A 17,918-nucleotide genomic window follows, 5' to 3' on the forward strand; every position below is an offset into this window, starting at 1 on the left:
GACGATCCAGCGACGACACACAGACCCAAATCACCCGAGCAAGCCTTGTTACAAGGCGATTCGGGAACCTCGGTATCCATACATGATCGACTATGCTTGAGCAGCGAAGGGAAACGGAAGTGGTTCAACACCCCATGGATATCAAATTCACCCACCGGCTGTCGTTCAAACAAGCCAGGCTTACCGTGCTGGTCGGGTTCATTCTGGGCACGCTGCTCAGCCTGCTGCAAATCGGCATCGATTATGCCAGCGAAGACGCCTCCATCAACCGTGAAATCCTGTCGCTGCTGGAAATCAGCCACAATCCGGCCTCGCGCATCGCCTACAACATCGATGCCGAACTGGCGCAGGAACTGACCCTGGGCCTGTTGCGCTCGCCGGCGATCATCTCGGCGACGCTCACCGACAACAACGGCACGGTACTGGCCAACGTCAAGCGCCCGGAGCTGCAGAGCGGCTATCGGGTGATCAGCGATTTTCTGTTTGGCGCCAAGCGCCAGTTCGAGGATCGCCTGTATCTGGATCATCTGCCCAACGAATCGCTTGGCGTATTGAATCTGGAAGTCGACACCTACGCCTTCGGCAGTCGGTTCCTGCGCCGGGCCGAGATCACCCTGCTCAACGGTTTCGCCCGCAGCCTGCTGCTCACCGGCATTCTGCTTGCGCTGTTCTACGTGATGCTGACCAAGCCGTTGGTGCGGGTCATCCGCGAACTCAGCGGCCGCGACCCGCGCAGCGCCGAGCCGACCACGCTGGAATGCCCCGCTGGCCATGCCAACGATGAAATCGGCGTGCTGGTCAAAGTCGCCAATCAGCAATTCGAGAACATTGCCACCGAGATCCAGCAGCGGCGCAATGCGGAAAACCGTCTGACCGACTATCTCGGTCAACTGGAAAGCATCGTCTCGGCGCGCACTGCCGAACTCAAGGCCATCAACGCGCGGCTCAGCCAGTCCAACCAGGAACTGGAAGTCGCGCGCAGCACCGCGCTGGACATGGCCGAAGCGCGCTCGGCGTTTCTCGCCAACATGAGCCACGAAATCCGCACACCGCTCAACGGCCTGCTGGGGATGATCGCGCTGTCGCTCGACGGCCCGCTGAACGCCGAACAGCAGCAACAGCTCTCGATCGCCCACGACTCGGGCAAGGTGCTGGTCGAGCTGCTTAACGACATTCTCGACCTGTCGAAATTCGATGCCGGGCAACTGGAGCTCGAACACATCCCGTTCGACCTCGGCTCGCTGATCGAAGACACCGCCAACCTGCTGTCGCAGAACGCCGCGCCAAGCGTCGAGCTGACCTGCCTGATCGATCCGCACTTTCCGGCGCTGGTACTCGGCGACCCGACCCGGGTGCGGCAGATCGTCAGCAACCTGCTGTCCAACGCGCTGAAATTCACCCGCTTCGGCCGCGTCGACGTGCGCCTGTCGACTTACAGGGAGGGCGTGCGCATCGAAGTCTGCGACACCGGCATCGGCATCGCTCAGGAAGCGCAGTTGAAAATCTTCCAGCCATTCACCCAGGCGGGCGCCGGTATCACCCGCCAATACGGCGGCACTGGGCTGGGGCTGGCGTTGACTTACAACCTTTGCGAAGCGATGCAGGGCCGCCTGACGATCAGTTCCGAGATCGGTTTCGGCAGTCAGTTCTGCGCCGAGCTGCCCCTGCCCTGCCACACGCGTGCCCTGGCGCCGGCGCCGCTGCAAGGGAAGATTCTGGCCATTACCGCAGCCAGCAGTGGTCTGGCGGAACTGCTGCAAAGTCTGCTGCCGGTCTGGGGCCTGGAGTACACGCAGCGCACCATCGATGATTCGCTGCTGGGCCTGAAACCTGACGTGTTGATTACCGATTGCCCGGAGTGCCTGTTCGGGCTGCGACCGACCATCACCGCACCGATTCTGCTGGTGACGGCCTACGGCAGTTTCCTGCCGAGCGAAGAAGCCGCCGCCCTCGCCCCTCTGCAACAACAGGCACGCCCGTTGGCCCGTAACGCGCTGTACCAGAACCTGCGGCGAACTTTGCAGCCGGAAGTGATCGCGATCAACGATGCGCAGCAGGACGCATCGACCGCAAACACTCGCGGGCGGGTGTTGCTGGTCGAGGACAACCCGGTCAACCAGCTGGTGGCCAAGGGCATGCTCGGCAAGCTGGGTTGCGAAGTGGTCGTCGCCGCCCACGGTGCCGAAGCGCTGGATCAGCTTGAATTCAATGATTTCGATCTGGTGCTGATGGATTGCAACATGCCGGTCATGGACGGTTACGAAGCGAGCCGGCAGATCCGCCAGAGCGGACGCTGGCCGCAGCTGCCGATTGTCGCCCTGACCGCCAACGCCATGTCCGAGGAGCGCGAACGCTGCCGCGCGGCCGGCATGAGCGATTATCTGGCCAAGCCGTTTCGCCGCGAGGAGTTGGCGGCCCTGCTCGATCAGTGGGTGCCGCCTACCCCAGCGACTTGATCTGGCCCAACAAGTGGTCGAGGCCGTCGCGCAGTTGGTTGAGCCGGTCCAGGTCCACGCCGCTGTCGCATAACAGGCGGGCCTTCAGCGGCCCGACCTGTTCACGCAACGCCTGCCCCCCAGGCGTCAGGCTCAAGTGCACTTCACGTTCGTCGCGGGCCGAACGTTGGCGCTGCACCAGTTGCAATTGCTCCAGACGTTTCAGTAGCGGCGTTAACGTGCCTGAATCCAGCGCCAGACGTTCGCCCAGGGCTTTGACGGTCGGTTGCTGCGGCGCGGCGTCCTGCCATTCCCACAACACCAGCATCGCCAGGTATTGCGGGTACGTCAGGCCAAGCTGATCGAGCATCGGCTTGTAGGCGCGAATCACCCCTCGCGAAGCGGCGTACAACTTGAAGCACAACTGGCTGTCGAGCTTCAGCGAATCGAGCGGCAGACTGTTCATTTGAGCAGGGCTTCGATCTCGCGGCTCAGGTCCTGCGGCTTGGTTGCCGGGGCGAAGCGCTTGACCAACTGGCCGTCCATTCCTATCAGAAACTTGGTGAAATTCCACTTGATGCCTTGCGAGCCGAGCACACCGGGCGCGCGTTTCTTCAACTGCACGAACAACGGGTGAGCGCCGGCGCCGTTGACCTCGACCTTCTTGAACAGCGGAAAGCTGACACCAAAGTTCAGCTCGCAGAACTCGCTGATCGCGCCTTCGTTGCCTGGCTCCTGTTTGCCGAACTGGTTGCAGGGAAAGCCCAATACCACCAGACCCTGATCCTTGTAGGTCTGCCACAGCTCTTCGAGGCCTTTGTATTGCGGAGTGAAGCCGCATTTGCTCGCGGTGTTAACCACCAGCACCGCTTTGCCAGCGAAATCGGCCAGGGTCTTTTGCTCACCCTTGATGGTGGTGCACGGAATGTTCAGCAGGTTGTCGCTCATGAGTCGGGCTCCACGAAGGGTCGGCAAAAGCCAAACATAGCGAGCAATTCAATTGTACGCAATCTAATTACTCGATAAAAAGGCGACCCGGCGGTCGCCCTGTTGGTGCTTACTGGCGTGGTTCGAGATTCAGGCACACCGAATTGATGCAGTAGCGCAGGCCGGTCGGTGGCGGGCCGTCCGGGAACACGTGGCCCAGATGCGCATCGCAACGCGCGCACTTCACTTCGGTGCGGATCATGCCGTGGCTGGTGTCACGGATCTCGGTCATCGCACTTGCGCCGATCGGCTCATAAAAACTTGGCCAGCCGCAGCCGGAGTCGAACTTGGTCGTGGAATCGAACAGTGGCTCATTGCAGCAAACACAGTGATAGACACCGTCGGTTTTGGTGTCGTTGTATTTGCCGGAGAACGGGCGCTCGGTGGCACTGAGGCGACACACGTTGTACTGCTCTGGATCGAGCATGGCTTTCCATTCTTCCAGGGTTTTCTGCAACTTTTCCATCATCACACCTCAGCGGCTGAAAAAGCCCGATCTGTACCTTTTCCACGGATCGGGCGGCACGTATGATTGCGCCTCGTCACGCACCAGTCTGGCAGCCAGACCGGGCGCATTCAAACGGATTCTCCGAGCCATGGCTCGAGCGGTCCGCCTGTGTGAGGACGCAGGATTCCCAGTACGGTTGTCCATTCGCCGCCTGGATCGTTCATTTTCAGGATCACATCGCCATGCAGTTCAGCAAATCGAACAAGCTCGCCAACGTCTGCTACGACATTCGCGGCCCGGTGCTCAAGCACGCCAAACGTCTGGAAGAGGAAGGCCAGCGCATCCTCAAGCTGAACATCGGCAACCCGGCACCGTTCGGTTTCGAAGCGCCGGATGAAATTCTTCAGGATGTGATCCGCAACCTGCCGACCGCGCAAGGCTACAGCGACTCCAAAGGCCTGTTCAGTGCGCGCAAGGCCGTGATGCAGTATTACCAGCAGAAGAATGTCGAAGGCGTCGGCATCGAAGACATCTACCTGGGTAACGGCGTGTCCGAGCTGATCGTGATGTCGCTGCAGGCGCTGCTCAACAACGGCGACGAAGTGCTGGTGCCGGCCCCGGACTACCCGCTGTGGACCGCTGCCGTCAGCCTCGCGGGCGGTAACGCCGTGCATTACCTGTGTGACGAGGGCGCCGGCTGGTTCCCGGATCTGGCGGATATCAAGGCGAAGATCACCCCAAACACCAAAGCGATGGTGATCATCAACCCGAACAACCCGACCGGAGCGGTGTATTCGAAGGAAGTGCTGCTGGGCATGCTGGAAATTGCCCGGGCGCACAATCTGGTGGTGTTCTCCGACGAGATCTACGACAAGATCCTCTACGACGATGCCGTGCATGTCTGCACCGCGTCACTGGCGCCGGACCTGCTGTGCCTGACCTTCAACGGCCTGTCGAAGTCCTACCGCGTGGCCGGTTTCCGCTCGGGCTGGATTGCCATTTCCGGGCCGAAGCACAACGCGCAGAGCTACATCGAAGGCATCGACATGCTGGCCAACATGCGCCTGTGCGCCAACGTGCCGAGCCAGCATGCAATCCAGACCGCACTGGGCGGCTATCAGAGCATCAATGATCTGGTGCTGCCGCAGGGACGCCTGCTGGAACAGCGCAATCGCACCTGGGAACTGCTCAACGACATTCCTGGCGTGAGTTGCGTCAAGCCGATGGGCGCGCTGTATGCGTTCCCGAAAATCGACCCGAAAGTCTGCCCGATCCACAACGACGAGAAATTCGTCCTCGACCTGCTGCTTTCGGAAAAGTTGCTGGTCGTGCAAGGCACGGCGTTCAACTGGCCATGGCCCGACCACTTCCGTGTGGTCACCCTGCCCCGCGTCGACGATCTGGAAATGGCCATCGGCCGCATCGGCAACTTTCTCAAGTCCTACCGCCAGTAACTGGCCAGCAGTGCGCAACGGCCCAATGTTGCGCACTGTCTGATTCAGCAACACTTCTGCGTTCCGCCTGCGCACAGGCCTTCTACACTTGCGTTTCGTGCCCGCTGACAGCGTCCGGGGTAGTGGCGACGGGTCGCGGCTGCCCCTCATCCTTGTCCTGATCTGACGTGGGAAATGTGCCGGGTGCTGAAGAATACGCTGTAGGACACAGTTTGAAATAGTCACTCAGTTGAATCGCCCGGTGCAGCACCTTATATACCCCGCAGTACGCTACATCTTTAGCTTGAGGAGATTTCTACAACCATGATGCGCATCCTGCTGTTTTTGGCCACTAACCTGGCGGTCGTGCTGATAGCCAGCATCACCCTGAGCCTGTTCGGCTTCAACGGGTTCATGGCGGCCAACGGGGTCGACCTCGACCTCAGTCAGCTGCTGGTTTTCTGTGCCGTCTTTGGTTTCGCCGGCTCGCTGTTCTCGCTGTTCATCTCCAAGTGGATGGCGAAGATGAGCACGGGCACCCAGATCATCAGCCAGCCGCGCACCCGGCATGAGCAATGGCTGCTGCAAACCGTCGAGCAACTGTCCCGCGAAGCCGGGATCAAGATGCCCGAAGTGGGTATTTTCCCGGCCTACGAAGCGAACGCCTTCGCCACTGGCTGGAACAAGAACGACGCGCTGGTCGCGGTCAGCCAGGGCCTGCTCGAGCGGTTTTCGCCCGATGAAGTCAAAGCCGTGCTGGCCCACGAAATCGGCCACGTCGCCAACGGCGACATGGTCACGCTGGCGTTGATCCAGGGCGTGGTGAACACCTTCGTGATGTTCTTCGCACGGATCATCGGCAACTTCGTCGACAAGGTGATCTTCAAGAACGAAGAAGGCCAGGGCATCGCCTACTACGTAGCGACCATCGTCGCCGAACTGGTACTGGGCATTCTCGCCAGCGCGATTGTCATGTGGTTCTCGCGCAAGCGCGAATTCCGTGCCGATGAAGCCGGCGCCCGTCTGGCTGGCACCAACGCGATGATCGGCGCTCTGCAACGCCTGCGCGCCGAACAGGGCCTGCCGGTGCACATGCCGGACACCCTGAACGCGTTCGGCATCAACGGTGGCATCAAACAGGGCTTCGCCCGCATGTTCATGAGCCACCCGCCGCTGGAAGAGCGAATCGACGCCCTGCGTCGTCGCGGTTGATTTAACCGGTTGTAAAAGACAAGGCCCGCAGTGATGCGGGCCTTTTTGCGTTTTCCTGAATGTTTTTCGGCGCCTGATATGGCCTCATCGCGATGAGGCCGGAACTGCATGCATATAACTAACGGCTGTAAACCCGATATACCCGCTCCACCAACGACTTCACCCCCGCATCGGAAAACCTCGGACTCTCGGCCAACACATCCTGCTCTTCAAGCCTCTGCACCTGCCAGCCTTGACTGAACAACCGATGCACCTCTTGATTATCCACCGCAAACGGTGGCCCGGGCATTTGCGCCTGAGGGTAATCGAGGGTGATCAACAACCCCTGCACACCGGGCGCAAGGATTTGCTGGAGATGCGCCGCATAACGTTCACGCATCGGCGCCGGCAAGGCGATCAGCGCGGCGCGGTCGTACAACGCCGTGCAACCGGCAACGTCCTGCGCCGTCAGCGCAAAGAAGTCCCCGCACCACAACTCGATGGCATCACTGCGGTAAACCTTGAAAGCGCCCTCTTGGCTGATCTGCGGTTCAACCTGATGCTCGCTGAAAAAATCCTCGATCGCTTTTTCCGACAATTCAACTCCGAGCACTTGATGACCGCGCTCGGCAAGCCATAGCAAATCCAGGCTTTTTCCGCACAGCGGCACCAGCACGCGCGCCGAGGGCTCAATCGACAGGTCGGGCCAATAGCGTCGCAAATACGGATTGGCCTCGGGCTGATGAAAGCCGATCTGGTTCGAATCCCATTTCTTGTACCAAAACTCAGGCTGCATGCATCACTCCCGAAAAATCGATGAAAAACCGCGAAAACTTATATTAGATTCAAATCGGTCAACTGACCGAAGATGAGCCATCTTAACCCTCAGGAATCAACCATGTTGCCCAGCCTGTTCATTTCCCATGGCTCCCCGATGCTGGCCCTGGAACCCGGCGCCAGCGGCCCTGCATTGGCGCGACTGGCGGCCGAACTGCCTAAGCCCAAAGCCATCGTCATGGTTTCCGCGCACTGGGAAAGCCAGGAATTGTTGGTCAGCAGTCATCCGCAACCGGAAACCTGGCACGACTTCGGCGGTTTTCCCCGCGCATTGTTCGAGGTGCAATACCCGGCACCAGGCAATCCGCAACTGGCCGCTGAGGTCGCCGCCCTGTTGACTGCCAACCACCTGCCGGCGCGCCTCGACTCGCAACGCCCGTTCGATCATGGCGTCTGGGTGCCGCTGTCGCTGATGTATCCGCAAGCGGACATTCCGGTGGTACAGGTGTCTTTGCCGAGCCACGCGGGACCGGCGCTGCAAACGCGGGTTGGCCGAGCCCTGGCGAGCCTGCGCGATCAGGGCATTCTGTTGATCGGCTCCGGCAGCATCACCCACAACCTGCGCGAACTCGACTGGCATGCCGGCCCGGAAAGCGTCGAGCCGTGGGCACGGGAGTTCCGTGATTGGATAATCGACAGGCTGACAGCCGATGATGAGGCAGCGCTGCATGATTACCGCCAGCAGGCGCCGCATGCAGTGCGCAGTCATCCGAGTGATGAGCATTTGCTGCCGTTGTATTTTGCGCGGGGTGCCGGCGGTGAGTTCAGCGTGGCGCACAAGGGGTTCACGATGGGGGCGTTGGGAATGGATATCTATCGTTTTGGCTGACGCCATCGCCAGCAGGCTGGCTCCCACAGGGTTTTGTGTGAACCCGAAAGACAGGCAAAAAAAATCCCCGAACCAGTCGGGGATTTTTTATGTGCGATCAATCAGCCCGAGAGCGGATCAATCTTCGCGGTAGCGACGCAGCTTGAGCTGCTTGCCAGCAACGCGAGTGTCCTTCAGTTTGGTCAGGAGTTTGTCCAGACCATCTTCCGGCAGCTCGACGAGGCTGAAGCTGTCACGCACCTGGATGCGACCGATCGCTTCGCGGGCCAGGCCACCTTCGTTGAGGATCGCGCCCAGCAGGTTTTTCGCTGCGATACCGTCACGCGCGCCCAGCGCGGTACGGCAACGAGCACGGCCTTCGCCCAGAGGCATTGGCGCGCGACGCTCGCGGTCACCACGATCAGGACGATCACCGGAACGCTCAGGACGGTCGCCACGCGGTGCGTTGTTCGGCACCAGTGGACGCTCCTTCTCGATCGCCGCCAGGTTCAGCGCTTGACCGTTGGTGGCTTTGCGCAGCAGCGCTGCTGCCAGTGCACGTGGAGTGCAACCGATGTCGGCGGTCAGGCGATCGAGCAGATCACCGTGAGTCGACTCGGCATCGCCAACCAGCGGCGACAGGCTGTTGGTCAGTTTCTTGATGCGTGCATCGAGAACGGCCTGAGCGTCCGGCAGGCGGACTTCAGCAACCTTCTGACCGGTGACGCGCTCGATCACTTGCAGCATGCGGCGCTCACGCGGAGTCACCAGCAGCAGCGCACGACCTTCGCGACCGGCACGGCCGGTACGGCCGATACGGTGCACGTAGGATTCCGGATCGTACGGCATGTCAACGTTGAATACGTGAGTGATGCGCGGAACGTCCAGACCACGGGCAGCAACGTCGGTGGCGACAACGATGTCCAGACGGCCATCCTTGAGCGAGTCGATGACGCGCTCACGCTGGTTCTGGGCGATGTCACCGTTCAGCGCCGCGGCTTTGTAGCCTTTGGCGTCGAGGGCGCTGGCCAGATCCAGGGTCGCTTGCTTGGTGCGCACGAACATGATCAGTGCGTCGAAGTCTTCGACTTCCAGCAGGCTGAGCACGGCCGAGGTCTTCTGGTCAGCGTGAACCAACAGGTGAGCCTGTTCGATCGCGGTAACGGTCTGGGTCTTGGTCTGGATCTTGACGTGTTGCGGATCGCGCAGGTGGCGTTCGGCAATGGCGCGGATCGACTGCGGCAGGGTCGCCGAGAACAGAACGGTCTGACGGGTCGCTGGCAGAGCCTTGAAGATGACTTCCAGGTCATCCATGAAGCCCAGCTTCAGCATTTCGTCAGCTTCGTCGAGAACCAGATGGTTCACGGTCGACAGGACTTTCTCGTCGCGACGCAGGTGGTCACACAGACGACCCGGGGTAGCGACAACGATCTGTGCGCCATTACGGATAGCCTTGAGTTGCGGGCCCATCGGCGCGCCGCCGTAAACGGCCACGACAGTGACGCCTGGCATTTGCTTGGCGTAGGTTTCAAAAGCGGTTGCTACTTGCAGCGCCAACTCTCGGGTCGGCGCCAGGATCAGGGCTTGCGGTTCGCGCTTGGCAGGATCGATGCGGTGCAGAATAGGCAGTGCGAACGCGGCGGTTTTACCGGTACCGGTTTGCGCCTGGCCAATCATGTCCTGGCCGGCCATGATGATCGGGATCGATTGCTGCTGAATCGCCGAAGGCTCTTCGTAGCCAGTCGCTGCGACGGCTGCAAGAATATTCGGGTTGAGATTAAAAGCGGCGAATCCGCCGGTTTCCTGGGTCATGGGTCTGCCTCTAAGTGCATCCGCAAAGACCCATGCTCCAAAGCTGCGCATGCCGTGTTGAGACTCAAGAGTCGCCCTGGCAGCTTTGTCGGCGGGGATTTGCGAAAACGAATGAATGAAGATGAGTCGTCAAGGAAGAGCCCGCAGTGCGGACGTGCAGCCGAAGCTGACTTCGGGGAATTGCGCTACCTAAACGCGGCCCGGTTAAAGGCCGGCGCGCACTATACCGGATTTTGCCCGAAAAGGGAGCTTTTTTTATCGGCCAGATCGCTGTGTCAGCGCTGTGTAATAGGGTTTTGCAGATAATCGCGCCAGGGTCTATTTTGCAAAGGCCCGCCCTGGCGTGCGATGGCGCTTAAACGATTCACCGAGCTGCGACATACCGTCGCGGCGCTGCTCTTGCCGCCCGAGGATTCAGCCATGAACCAGCCCTGCCCCGGCCGCGTCAGCCGCGAACGTCGCGGTCATGTCCACTTGATCGGACTTGACCGGGCCGCCAAGCGCAACGCCTTCGACATCGACCTGCTCAACGATCTAAGCCTGGCCTACGGCGAGTTCGAAGCCGACGGCGACGCGCGCGTGGCGGTGGTGTTCGGCCATGGCGAGCATTTTACCGCCGGTCTGGATCTGCTCAATGCCAGCGCAACCCTCGCCGAGGGCTGGCGGGTTCCAGCCGGTGGTTGCGATCCGTGGGGCGTGTTCGTCGGGCCGCGGGTGAGCAAACCGGTGATCGTCGCCGCCCAGGGTTACTGCCTGACCATCGGTATCGAGCTGATGCTGGCCGCCGACATCAACCTTTGCGCGAGCAATACCCGCTTCGCGCAAATGGAGGTTCAGCGTGGGATCTTTCCTTTTGGTGGCGCGACTTTACGCTTTCAGCAGATCGCCGGTTGGGGCAATGCGATGCGCTGGCTGCTGACCGGGGATGAATTCGATGCGCATGACGCGTTGCATCTGGGCCTGGTGCAGGAAGTGATGGCCAGCGAAGACCTGATGCCGCGCGCGATCGAGCTGGCAGAACGGATTGCCCGCCAGGCGCCGTTGGGGGTGCAGGCAACATTGATGTCGGCGCGGCAGGCGCGATATGAGGGCGAGACGGCGGCGGCGCAGGGATTGCCTGCATTGGTGAAGAAATTGCTGGCCACTGAAGATGCCAGGGAGGGGGTGAGGTCGCTGGTGGAGCGGCGGCCTGGGGTGTTCAAAGGGGCCTGAATATGGGTTGTTCACAGGCCGCCATCGCTAGCAGGCTAGCTCCCACAGGGGTTTTGTGTACGACGAAGAACCCCTGTGGGAGCCAGCCTGCTGGCGATGAGGCCGGCACTGACAAATCAGGTGGCCGGTCGAATACTGTTGATCAACGATTGCAACGAATACCCCAACCGCGGCGCCAGCGCTTCAGACCTTGCCGTCAGCGCCTGCACGTCGAGCACCTGATCAAGGTCCGCCGGGACAATCAGTATCACATTGCCCTCCTTCACCGGCAGCTCCCAGTAATGCCGATGATAGAGTCCGCGCAGCAACGCCGCGCCCAGCGGTTTGCCGTCATCCGTCGCCCATTGATTGATCACCAGCCAGCCGCCGGGGTTCAGGCGTTTCTGGCAGTCACCGAGAAAGCTCCAGGCCAGATGCCCGACGCCCGGCCCGACATCGGTGTACAGGTCGACGAAAATCAGATCCGCCGGTTCGGCGCTCGGCAGCAATTCGAGGGCATCGCCGACCCGAATGTACAAACGCGGATCGTCATCCAGCCCCAGGTATTCAATCGCCAGGCGCGGCACGTCCGGGCGCAGTTCGATGGCTTCGACGTCTTCCAGCGGCAGGAATTTAAGGCAGGCCTGGGTCAGCGTGCCGGCGCCGAGGCCGAGAAACAGCGCGCTTTCCGGGTGTTCATGACATAGCGCGCCAATCAGCATGGCGCGGGTGTAGTCATATTCGAGCCAGCTTGGATCGGCGGTGAAGACGCAGCTCTGCTCGATGGCATCGCCGAATTCGAGAAAGCGGTAATCGGCCACTTCCAGCACGCGAATCACGCCGAACTCATCCTGTACTTCGGCGAGCAGATGCTCGACGCGCTCCTCAGTCATTTCGTCTCCTGATGGTCACCGGGCGCGGTGACGCGATGGCACCGCTGTGGTGCCGTGGCAAAGCGGCAATTGTCGGTGATGGGGCGGGAACAGGTCACGCACTAATTGCTGCTACCATGGCGTTTCCCTGCGTATGAAACTTCGAGACCGTGATGAGCCAACCGTGGAGCCCTGACAGCTGGCGCGCCCTGCCGATCCAGCAACAACCGCAATACCCCGACGCCGCGCACCTGCGCCAGGTCGAGCAAACCCTGGCCAGTTATCCGCCATTGGTATTCGCCGGCGAAGCACGCGAGCTGCGCCGTCAGTTTGCCGAAGTCACCCAAGGTCGGGCCTTCCTCCTCCAGGGCGGCGATTGCGCAGAAAGCTTTGCGGAATTCTCCGCTGCCAAGATTCGCGACACCTTTAAAGTGTTGCTGCAAATGGCGATCGTCATGACCTTCGCCGCCGGTTGCCCGGTGGTCAAAGTCGGGCGCATGGCCGGTCAGTTCGCCAAACCGCGTTCGGCCAACGATGAAACCATCGAAGGCGTGACGCTGCCTGCCTATCGTGGCGATATCGTCAACGGCATCGGTTTCGACGAAAAGAGCCGCGTGCCCGATCCGGAGCGCCTGCTGCAGTCCTATCACCAGTCCACCGCGACGTTGAATCTGCTGCGCGCCTTTGCTCAGGGCGGTTTTGCCGACCTGCATCAAGTGCACAAGTGGAACCTGGACTTCATCGCCAACTCGGCGCTGGCCGAGAAGTACAGCCACCTCGCTGACCGTATCGATGAAACCCTGGCGTTCATGCGCGCCTGCGGCATGGACAGCTCGCCGCAACTGCGCGAAACCAGTTTCTTCACCGCCCACGAGGCACTGCTGCTTAACTACGAAGAAGCTTTCGTGCGCCGCGACAGCCTGACCAACGATTACTACGATTGCTCGGCGCACATGCTGTGGATCGGCGACCGCACCCGCCAGCTCGACGGCGCACATGTGGAATTTCTGCGCGGGGTGAACAACCCGATTGGCGTGAAAGTCGGCCCGAGCATGAACCCCGACGACCTGATCCGCCTGATCGATGTGCTCAACCCGGACAACGATCCCGGCCGTCTAAACCTGATCGCGCGGATGGGCGCGAACAAGGTCGGCGATCATTTGCCGGCACTGATTCGCGCGGTGCAGCGTGAAGGCAAGCAAGTGCTGTGGAGCTCCGACCCGATGCACGGCAACACCATCAAGGCCAGCAGCGGCTACAAGACCCGCGACTTTGCGCAGATCCTTGGTGAAGTGAAGCAGTTCTTCCAGGTGCACGAAGCCGAGGGCAGCTACGCCGGCGGCATTCATATCGAGATGACCGGGCAGAACGTTACCGAATGCATCGGTGGTGCACGGCCGATTACTGAAGATGGCTTGTCGGACCGTTATCACACCCATTGTGATCCGCGGATGAATGCCGATCAGTCGCTGGAGCTGGCGTTTCTGATTGCCGAGACCTTGAAGCAAGTCCGGCGCTAAACCGCGTCGCCCCCAATCGCTAGCAGGCTAGCTCCCACCGGGGTTTTGTGTTCGGCACAGAACCAATGTGGGAGCCAGCCTGCTGGCGATGAGGCCAGCTCAGGCGCTATCAATCTGTGCCAATTCCACCCTAAGCCGCGCCGCACTCTCCCGCTGACAATTGAGCTGCACCCGCGCCAGTCCCAGCCAACTTGCCATCCTGCGCAAATTCGCCGCCAGCGCCAGCATCCCCTCCTCGTCCAGCCCGGCTTTTTCCTCGTGCACCGCATGCACCGCCAACTGCCCCGCCGCTCGCTCGGCGCGCAGATCGACCCGTGCAGCGATCCGCTCATTGTGCAAAAACGGCAGCACGTAATAGCCATAGACCCGCTTCGGCTGCGGCGTATAAATTTCCAGTCGATAGCGGAAATCGAACAAGCGCTCGGTGCGGCTGCGTTCCCAGATCAGCGAATCGAACGGTGATAACAGCGCACTGGCGATGACTTTACGCGGCACTGTGGGCTCCGGCAGGCAATAGGCGATCTGCCGCCAATCGACCACCTCGCACATCCGCAATTGCCCCGCCTCGACCAGTTCGGCCAGACGCGGCCGCGCATCCGTCGGGCTCAAGCGGAAATAATCACGCAAGTCTTTCTCCGTGCCGACGCCCAACGCCCCCGCCGCATGCAGCAACAGACCGCGTTGCGCTTCGGCCTCATCAGGCATCGGCTGCTGCAGGATTGCCGCAGGAATCACTCGCTCGGGCAAATCGTATAAACGCTCGAAACCGCGTCGCCCGGCCACGGTCACCTCACCGGCGGCGAACAACCATTCCAGCGCAAGTTTTTCAGCGCTCCAGTCCCACCACGGGCCGGCCTTGTCTTCGCGAGTTGACAAACTGCCAGCGCCCAAGGCGCCCTGCTCTTCTACCGATGCCAGCACGCGGCGAATGGTCTCTTGCTGTTCGCGACCGAATTTCGCCAGTTGTTGATAAATGTCCTCGCCGCGCCGGGCCCGCTGCATGCGCCAGTCCAGCAACGGGTACATCGACAGCGGCAGCAGCGACGCTTCATGCCCCCAGTATTCAAACAACGTGCGCCGACGCCCCGAACTCCAGGCAGCCTGGTCGAGCAAATCAAAGGAATAGGCACCGAGACGGGAAAACAACGGCAGGTAGTGCGAGCGCACCACGGCGTTGACGGAGTCGATTTGCAGCAGGCCCAGCCGTTCGATCAGCCGGTTGAGGTGCGGCGCCTTGACGGTCGGCGGCTGGCGCCCGTTGAACCCTTGGGCAGCCAGCGCCAGACGTCGCGCCTGTTTGAGGGAAAAGGCCAGAGTCGCGGGCATGAACATCTCCTTGTCTGCTCGCAACCTACCTCACCGAAAGTGGGTTTGTGTAGCACCGGGTTGATCATTTATGCATCGGATCATCCCAGAACGGCCGCACCGCTTCGTGTTCAACGTCGGCACGACTGACACCGATGTCCTTCAACGCTTCGTCACTCAGACTGGCGAGCAACTCTCGTTCACGGTGCAGTTCGTACCAGCGGCTAAACTTGTGCAGCAGATCGGACACGATATGGCCGTGGCCGGACAGCTGCTCTTGGTTCACATACTCTCTTTGACCTTTCATCGTCTTGCCTCCCTTTGTGGATGGCTCAAGTCTCGTCCCGGCGCTAAGATCAATCCAACGAATGTTTCTGATGGCATGCATCACGGAGATTCATCAATTGTCCGCCTACCCCAGTATCGATACCGATGTCTTGCGTACCTTTGTGGCGATTGCCGATCAGGGCGGGTTCACCCGCGCCGGCGAGATGGTCAACCGCACGCAATCGGCCGTGAGCATGCAGATGAAGCGTCTGGAAGAAGACGTGCTGCAGCGCCAGTTGTTCGAGCGCGATGGCCGTCAGGTGCGCCTCACCGCTGAAGGCCAGGTATTGCTCGGCTATGCGCGGCGCATCCTCAAGTTGCACAGCGAAGTGTTCAACACTTTGCGCGAGCCGCACATGGTCGGCACCGTGCGCATCGGCACGCCGGATGATTACGTGATGCGTTTTCTGCCGGGGATTCTCTCGCGGTTTGCGCAGTTCTATCCGCTGATCCAGATCGAGGTGCATTGCGAGTCGACCAAACAGTTGCTGCAGCGCACCGATCTGGACTTGTCGATCGTCACCCGCGAGCCGGGTAACGAGATCGGCCAACTGTTGCGCAAGGAGCGTTTTGTCTGGGCCGAGGCGCAGAATTTCAGCGCCCACGAACAGACGCCGCTGCCGCTGGCGATGTTCAACAGTGATTGTTTCTGCCGCTTATGGGCGTGCAATGCGCTGGACGCGATGGGCCGCGAATACCGCATCGCCTATAACAGCACCAGCCTGTCGGCGTTGATGGCCGTTGTCAGCGCGGGCCTGGCGATCACCGCGCAACTGGAAAGCCTGATTACCCCGGACATGCGCATTCTCGGCGCCGCCGAAGACCTGCCACTACTGCCCGAGGCCAGCATCATGCTGATCCGCAATCTGAACAACCCATCGCCGATCACTGAATGCCTGGCCGAGCACATCGTCGAAGGCTTCAAACTTTAAACGCGAGCATCACCGCACACAGCACCAGGAAACCGCAGAACAGCCCGCGCAGAAGTTTTTCCGGCATCGCGTGGGCGACTTTTACGCCCCAACTGATGCTGGCCAGACCGCCAAGCGCCAGTGGCAAGCCGATCATCCAGTCGACTTCGTGGTGTACCGCGTAGGTCACCAGGGTTACGCCGGTGCTGGGCAGGGCCAGTGCCAGGGACAAACCCTGAGCGACCACTTGCGAGGTGCCGAACAGACTGGTCAGCACTGGCGTTGCCACCACCGCCCCGCCGACACCGAACAAACCGCCCATGGTCCCCGACGCGGCGCCGAGCACACCGAGCCACGGCCACGAGTAGCGCATTTCTGCGCTCACTGCGGGTTTGGGACCGAACATTTTCAACAGGTTGTACGCCGACAGCGCCACCAGAAAAGCCACGAAACCGATGCGCATGGTTTGCGCGTCAATGCCTACCGCCCAGATCGAACCGAGCCAGGCAAAACAAAAACCCATCAGTGCCAATGGCAGCGCATGGCGTAGCTCGATGCGATTGCGCTGGTGATATCGCCACAGCGCCAGCATTACGTTGGGCACCACCATTACCAGTGCCGTGCCTTGGGCGATCTGCTGATCGAGCCCGAACCACACACCGAGCAACGGAATGGCGATCAAGCCGCCGCCGATACCGAAAATGCCGCCGAGCGTGCCAAGCGCAGCGCCGAACAGCAGGTAAATCAGAAAATCCATCACAGCGCATTCCTCTTCGTCAGGCTTGCCATGCTACGCAGTCGCGGCTGGCGGGGAAACGCACAGCAGCGCACAATGGCTGTGCCGATTTCGCATAAGCGCCCGATCCATGAACCCCAATCAATTAACCGATCAGCTCGGACTGTTCCTCGACGTGCTGGAAAGCGGCAGTTTTTCCGCCGCCGCACGCCGCCATCCGCTAACACCCTCGGCGGTCGCCCGGCGTATCGACAATCTCGAAAGCGCGGTGGGCAGCCAGCTGTTTGTGCGCAGCACCCACGCCGTGCGCGCGACGCCAGCCGGGCTAGCCTTTGCCGAGCGTGCACGGCGAATTGTCGCCGAGCTACAACTGGCCCGCGCCGAAGCGGTGTCTCTGAGCAGTGCGCCGGAAGGCTTGATCCGCATCGACGCGCCCGCCGCGTTCGGACGCCGACATCTGGCGCCGGTGCTCGCTGACTTTTTGTTGCTATACCCGGGCTTGGATGTGCAGTTGCATTTGATCGACAGCTTCATCGACATGGACGGCTCGAACCTGGGCAAAGTCGATCTGGTCCTGCGCGCCGGGCAACTGGCTGACACGCGTCTGGTCGCCACGCCACTGGCGAGCATCGTGCGCATCGCCTGCGCCAGCCCCGATTACCTGAAACGGCGTGGCGTGCCGAGCCATCCCGCACAACTGAATGAACACGACGGGCTCGACTGGGACGGCCTCGCCCCGCCCTTCGCCTGGCGCTTTCAACTCGACGGGCAATTGCAGTTGCACCGTCCGGCGCGCATCCGTCTGAGCGCCAACAACGCCGAGGCCTTGGTCTGCGGCGCTCTGGCTGGATTGGGTATCGCTCACTTGCCGACCTGGCTGGCCAGCGAATACCTGCTGCGCGGCGAACTGCTGCCGCTGTTCTGCGACAACGGCTTGCCCGAAGCAGAATCCGCGGGCATTTACGCCTTGCGCATGGGCCAACAGACCCATTCGCGCAGCCGCTTGCTACTGGAATATCTGAAAAGCCGCTTCAGCCCTGTTCCTCCGTGGGATCTGGCGTTGCAACGGGATCTGGGCCGGCACTAGGCTCAAGCTACAGGGAAA

The 17,918-nt window shown here is 61.0% G+C and carries 17 protein-coding genes; 8 read left to right on the forward strand and 9 right to left on the reverse strand.

Going from position 1 to position 17,918, the window contains the following annotated elements:
• Positions 1-134: 134 nt before the first annotated feature.
• Entirely contained in the window at positions 135-2,456 is a 2,322-nt protein-coding gene (locus tag BLU52_RS16485; protein ID WP_090284922.1) for a hybrid sensor histidine kinase/response regulator, read from the forward strand.
• Here BLU52_RS16485 and BLU52_RS16490 read toward each other — a convergent pair.
• The 3 genes from BLU52_RS16490 to msrB form a co-directional block, all read right to left on the reverse strand.
• Positions 2,440-2,901 (reverse strand): MarR family winged helix-turn-helix transcriptional regulator, encoded by a 462-nt coding sequence (locus tag BLU52_RS16490; protein WP_090284924.1) that lies wholly within the window; start codon positions 2,899-2,901, stop codon positions 2,440-2,442. The genes BLU52_RS16485 and BLU52_RS16490 overlap by 17 nt on opposite strands.
• Entirely contained in the window at positions 2,898-3,383 is a 486-nt protein-coding gene (locus tag BLU52_RS16495; RefSeq protein ID WP_090284926.1) for a glutathione peroxidase, read from the reverse strand. Before BLU52_RS16495 ends, BLU52_RS16490 begins: the two co-directional genes overlap by 4 nt.
• A gap of 109 nt (positions 3,384-3,492) precedes the next feature.
• Entirely contained in the window at positions 3,493-3,888 is a 396-nt protein-coding gene (gene msrB / locus BLU52_RS16500) for a peptide-methionine (R)-S-oxide reductase MsrB (protein WP_090284928.1), read from the reverse strand.
• Between the two features lie 224 nt (positions 3,889-4,112).
• Between msrB and BLU52_RS16505 the strand changes: the two genes are divergently transcribed.
• Positions 4,113-5,324: a pyridoxal phosphate-dependent aminotransferase gene (locus BLU52_RS16505; protein ID WP_090284931.1), complete on the forward strand. Its 1,212-nt coding sequence runs from the start codon at positions 4,113-4,115 to the stop codon at positions 5,322-5,324.
• Between the two features lie 303 nt (positions 5,325-5,627).
• Entirely contained in the window at positions 5,628-6,515 is an 888-nt protein-coding gene (gene htpX / locus BLU52_RS16510) for a protease HtpX (RefSeq protein ID WP_090284933.1), read from the forward strand.
• Between the two features lie 118 nt (positions 6,516-6,633).
• On the opposite strand, the gene BLU52_RS16515 is transcribed toward htpX, so the two are convergent.
• Positions 6,634-7,290: a thiopurine S-methyltransferase gene (locus BLU52_RS16515; RefSeq protein ID WP_090284935.1), complete on the reverse strand. Its 657-nt coding sequence runs from the start codon at positions 7,288-7,290 to the stop codon at positions 6,634-6,636.
• 102 nt (positions 7,291-7,392) lie between these two features.
• Here BLU52_RS16515 and BLU52_RS16520 point away from each other — a divergent pair, with 102 nt between their 5' ends.
• Positions 7,393-8,160, forward strand: a complete 768-nt coding sequence (locus BLU52_RS16520) for a DODA-type extradiol aromatic ring-opening family dioxygenase (RefSeq protein WP_090284937.1) — start codon at positions 7,393-7,395, stop codon at positions 8,158-8,160.
• Positions 8,161-8,277: 117 nt separating this feature from the next.
• On the opposite strand, the gene BLU52_RS16525 is transcribed toward BLU52_RS16520, so the two are convergent.
• Positions 8,278-9,951: a DEAD/DEAH box helicase gene (locus BLU52_RS16525; RefSeq protein ID WP_090284939.1), complete on the reverse strand. Its 1,674-nt coding sequence runs from the start codon at positions 9,949-9,951 to the stop codon at positions 8,278-8,280.
• Positions 9,952-10,371: 420 nt separating this feature from the next.
• Between BLU52_RS16525 and BLU52_RS16530 the strand changes: the two genes are divergently transcribed.
• Positions 10,372-11,163, forward strand: coding sequence for a crotonase/enoyl-CoA hydratase family protein (locus BLU52_RS16530; RefSeq protein ID WP_090284942.1), 792 nt, complete (start codon positions 10,372-10,374; stop codon positions 11,161-11,163).
• 116 nt (positions 11,164-11,279) lie between these two features.
• On the opposite strand, the gene BLU52_RS16535 is transcribed toward BLU52_RS16530, so the two are convergent.
• The gene (locus BLU52_RS16535; RefSeq protein ID WP_090284944.1) at positions 11,280-12,035 is read right to left on the reverse strand and encodes a spermidine synthase; all 756 of its coding nucleotides are present in this window, start codon (positions 12,033-12,035) and stop codon (positions 11,280-11,282) included.
• A gap of 152 nt (positions 12,036-12,187) precedes the next feature.
• On the opposite strand from BLU52_RS16535, the gene BLU52_RS16540 reads away from it, so the two are divergent.
• A complete protein-coding gene (locus tag BLU52_RS16540; RefSeq protein ID WP_090284945.1) occupies positions 12,188-13,534 on the forward strand; it encodes a class II 3-deoxy-7-phosphoheptulonate synthase in 1,347 nt (448 codons plus the stop codon).
• Positions 13,535-13,633: 99 nt separating this feature from the next.
• On the opposite strand, the gene BLU52_RS16545 is transcribed toward BLU52_RS16540, so the two are convergent.
• Positions 13,634-14,860 carry a winged helix-turn-helix domain-containing protein gene (locus BLU52_RS16545; RefSeq protein ID WP_090284946.1) on the reverse strand — a complete coding sequence of 409 codons (1,227 nt, stop codon included), beginning with the start codon at positions 14,858-14,860 and terminating at the stop codon, positions 13,634-13,636.
• Between the two features lie 64 nt (positions 14,861-14,924).
• A complete protein-coding gene (locus BLU52_RS16550) occupies positions 14,925-15,146 on the reverse strand; it encodes a DUF1127 domain-containing protein (protein WP_090284949.1) in 222 nt (73 codons plus the stop codon).
• A gap of 97 nt (positions 15,147-15,243) precedes the next feature.
• Here BLU52_RS16550 and BLU52_RS16555 point away from each other — a divergent pair, with 97 nt between their 5' ends.
• Positions 15,244-16,098, forward strand: a complete 855-nt coding sequence (locus BLU52_RS16555) for a LysR substrate-binding domain-containing protein (RefSeq protein ID WP_007908606.1) — start codon at positions 15,244-15,246, stop codon at positions 16,096-16,098.
• Here BLU52_RS16555 and BLU52_RS16560 read toward each other — a convergent pair.
• Positions 16,088-16,837, reverse strand: coding sequence for a sulfite exporter TauE/SafE family protein (locus tag BLU52_RS16560; protein ID WP_172833255.1), 750 nt, complete (start codon positions 16,835-16,837; stop codon positions 16,088-16,090). The two genes, BLU52_RS16555 and BLU52_RS16560, sit on opposite strands and share 11 nt — an antisense overlap.
• A gap of 106 nt (positions 16,838-16,943) precedes the next feature.
• Between BLU52_RS16560 and BLU52_RS16565 the strand changes: the two genes are divergently transcribed.
• Positions 16,944-17,900, forward strand: coding sequence for a LysR family transcriptional regulator (locus tag BLU52_RS16565; RefSeq protein WP_090284953.1), 957 nt, complete (start codon positions 16,944-16,946; stop codon positions 17,898-17,900).
• Positions 17,901-17,918 lie beyond the last annotated feature (18 nt).

It is taken from the genome of Pseudomonas granadensis (genome assembly GCF_900105485.1).
In the GTDB taxonomy this organism is placed as follows: Bacteria; Pseudomonadota; Gammaproteobacteria; order Pseudomonadales; family Pseudomonadaceae; genus Aquipseudomonas; species Aquipseudomonas granadensis.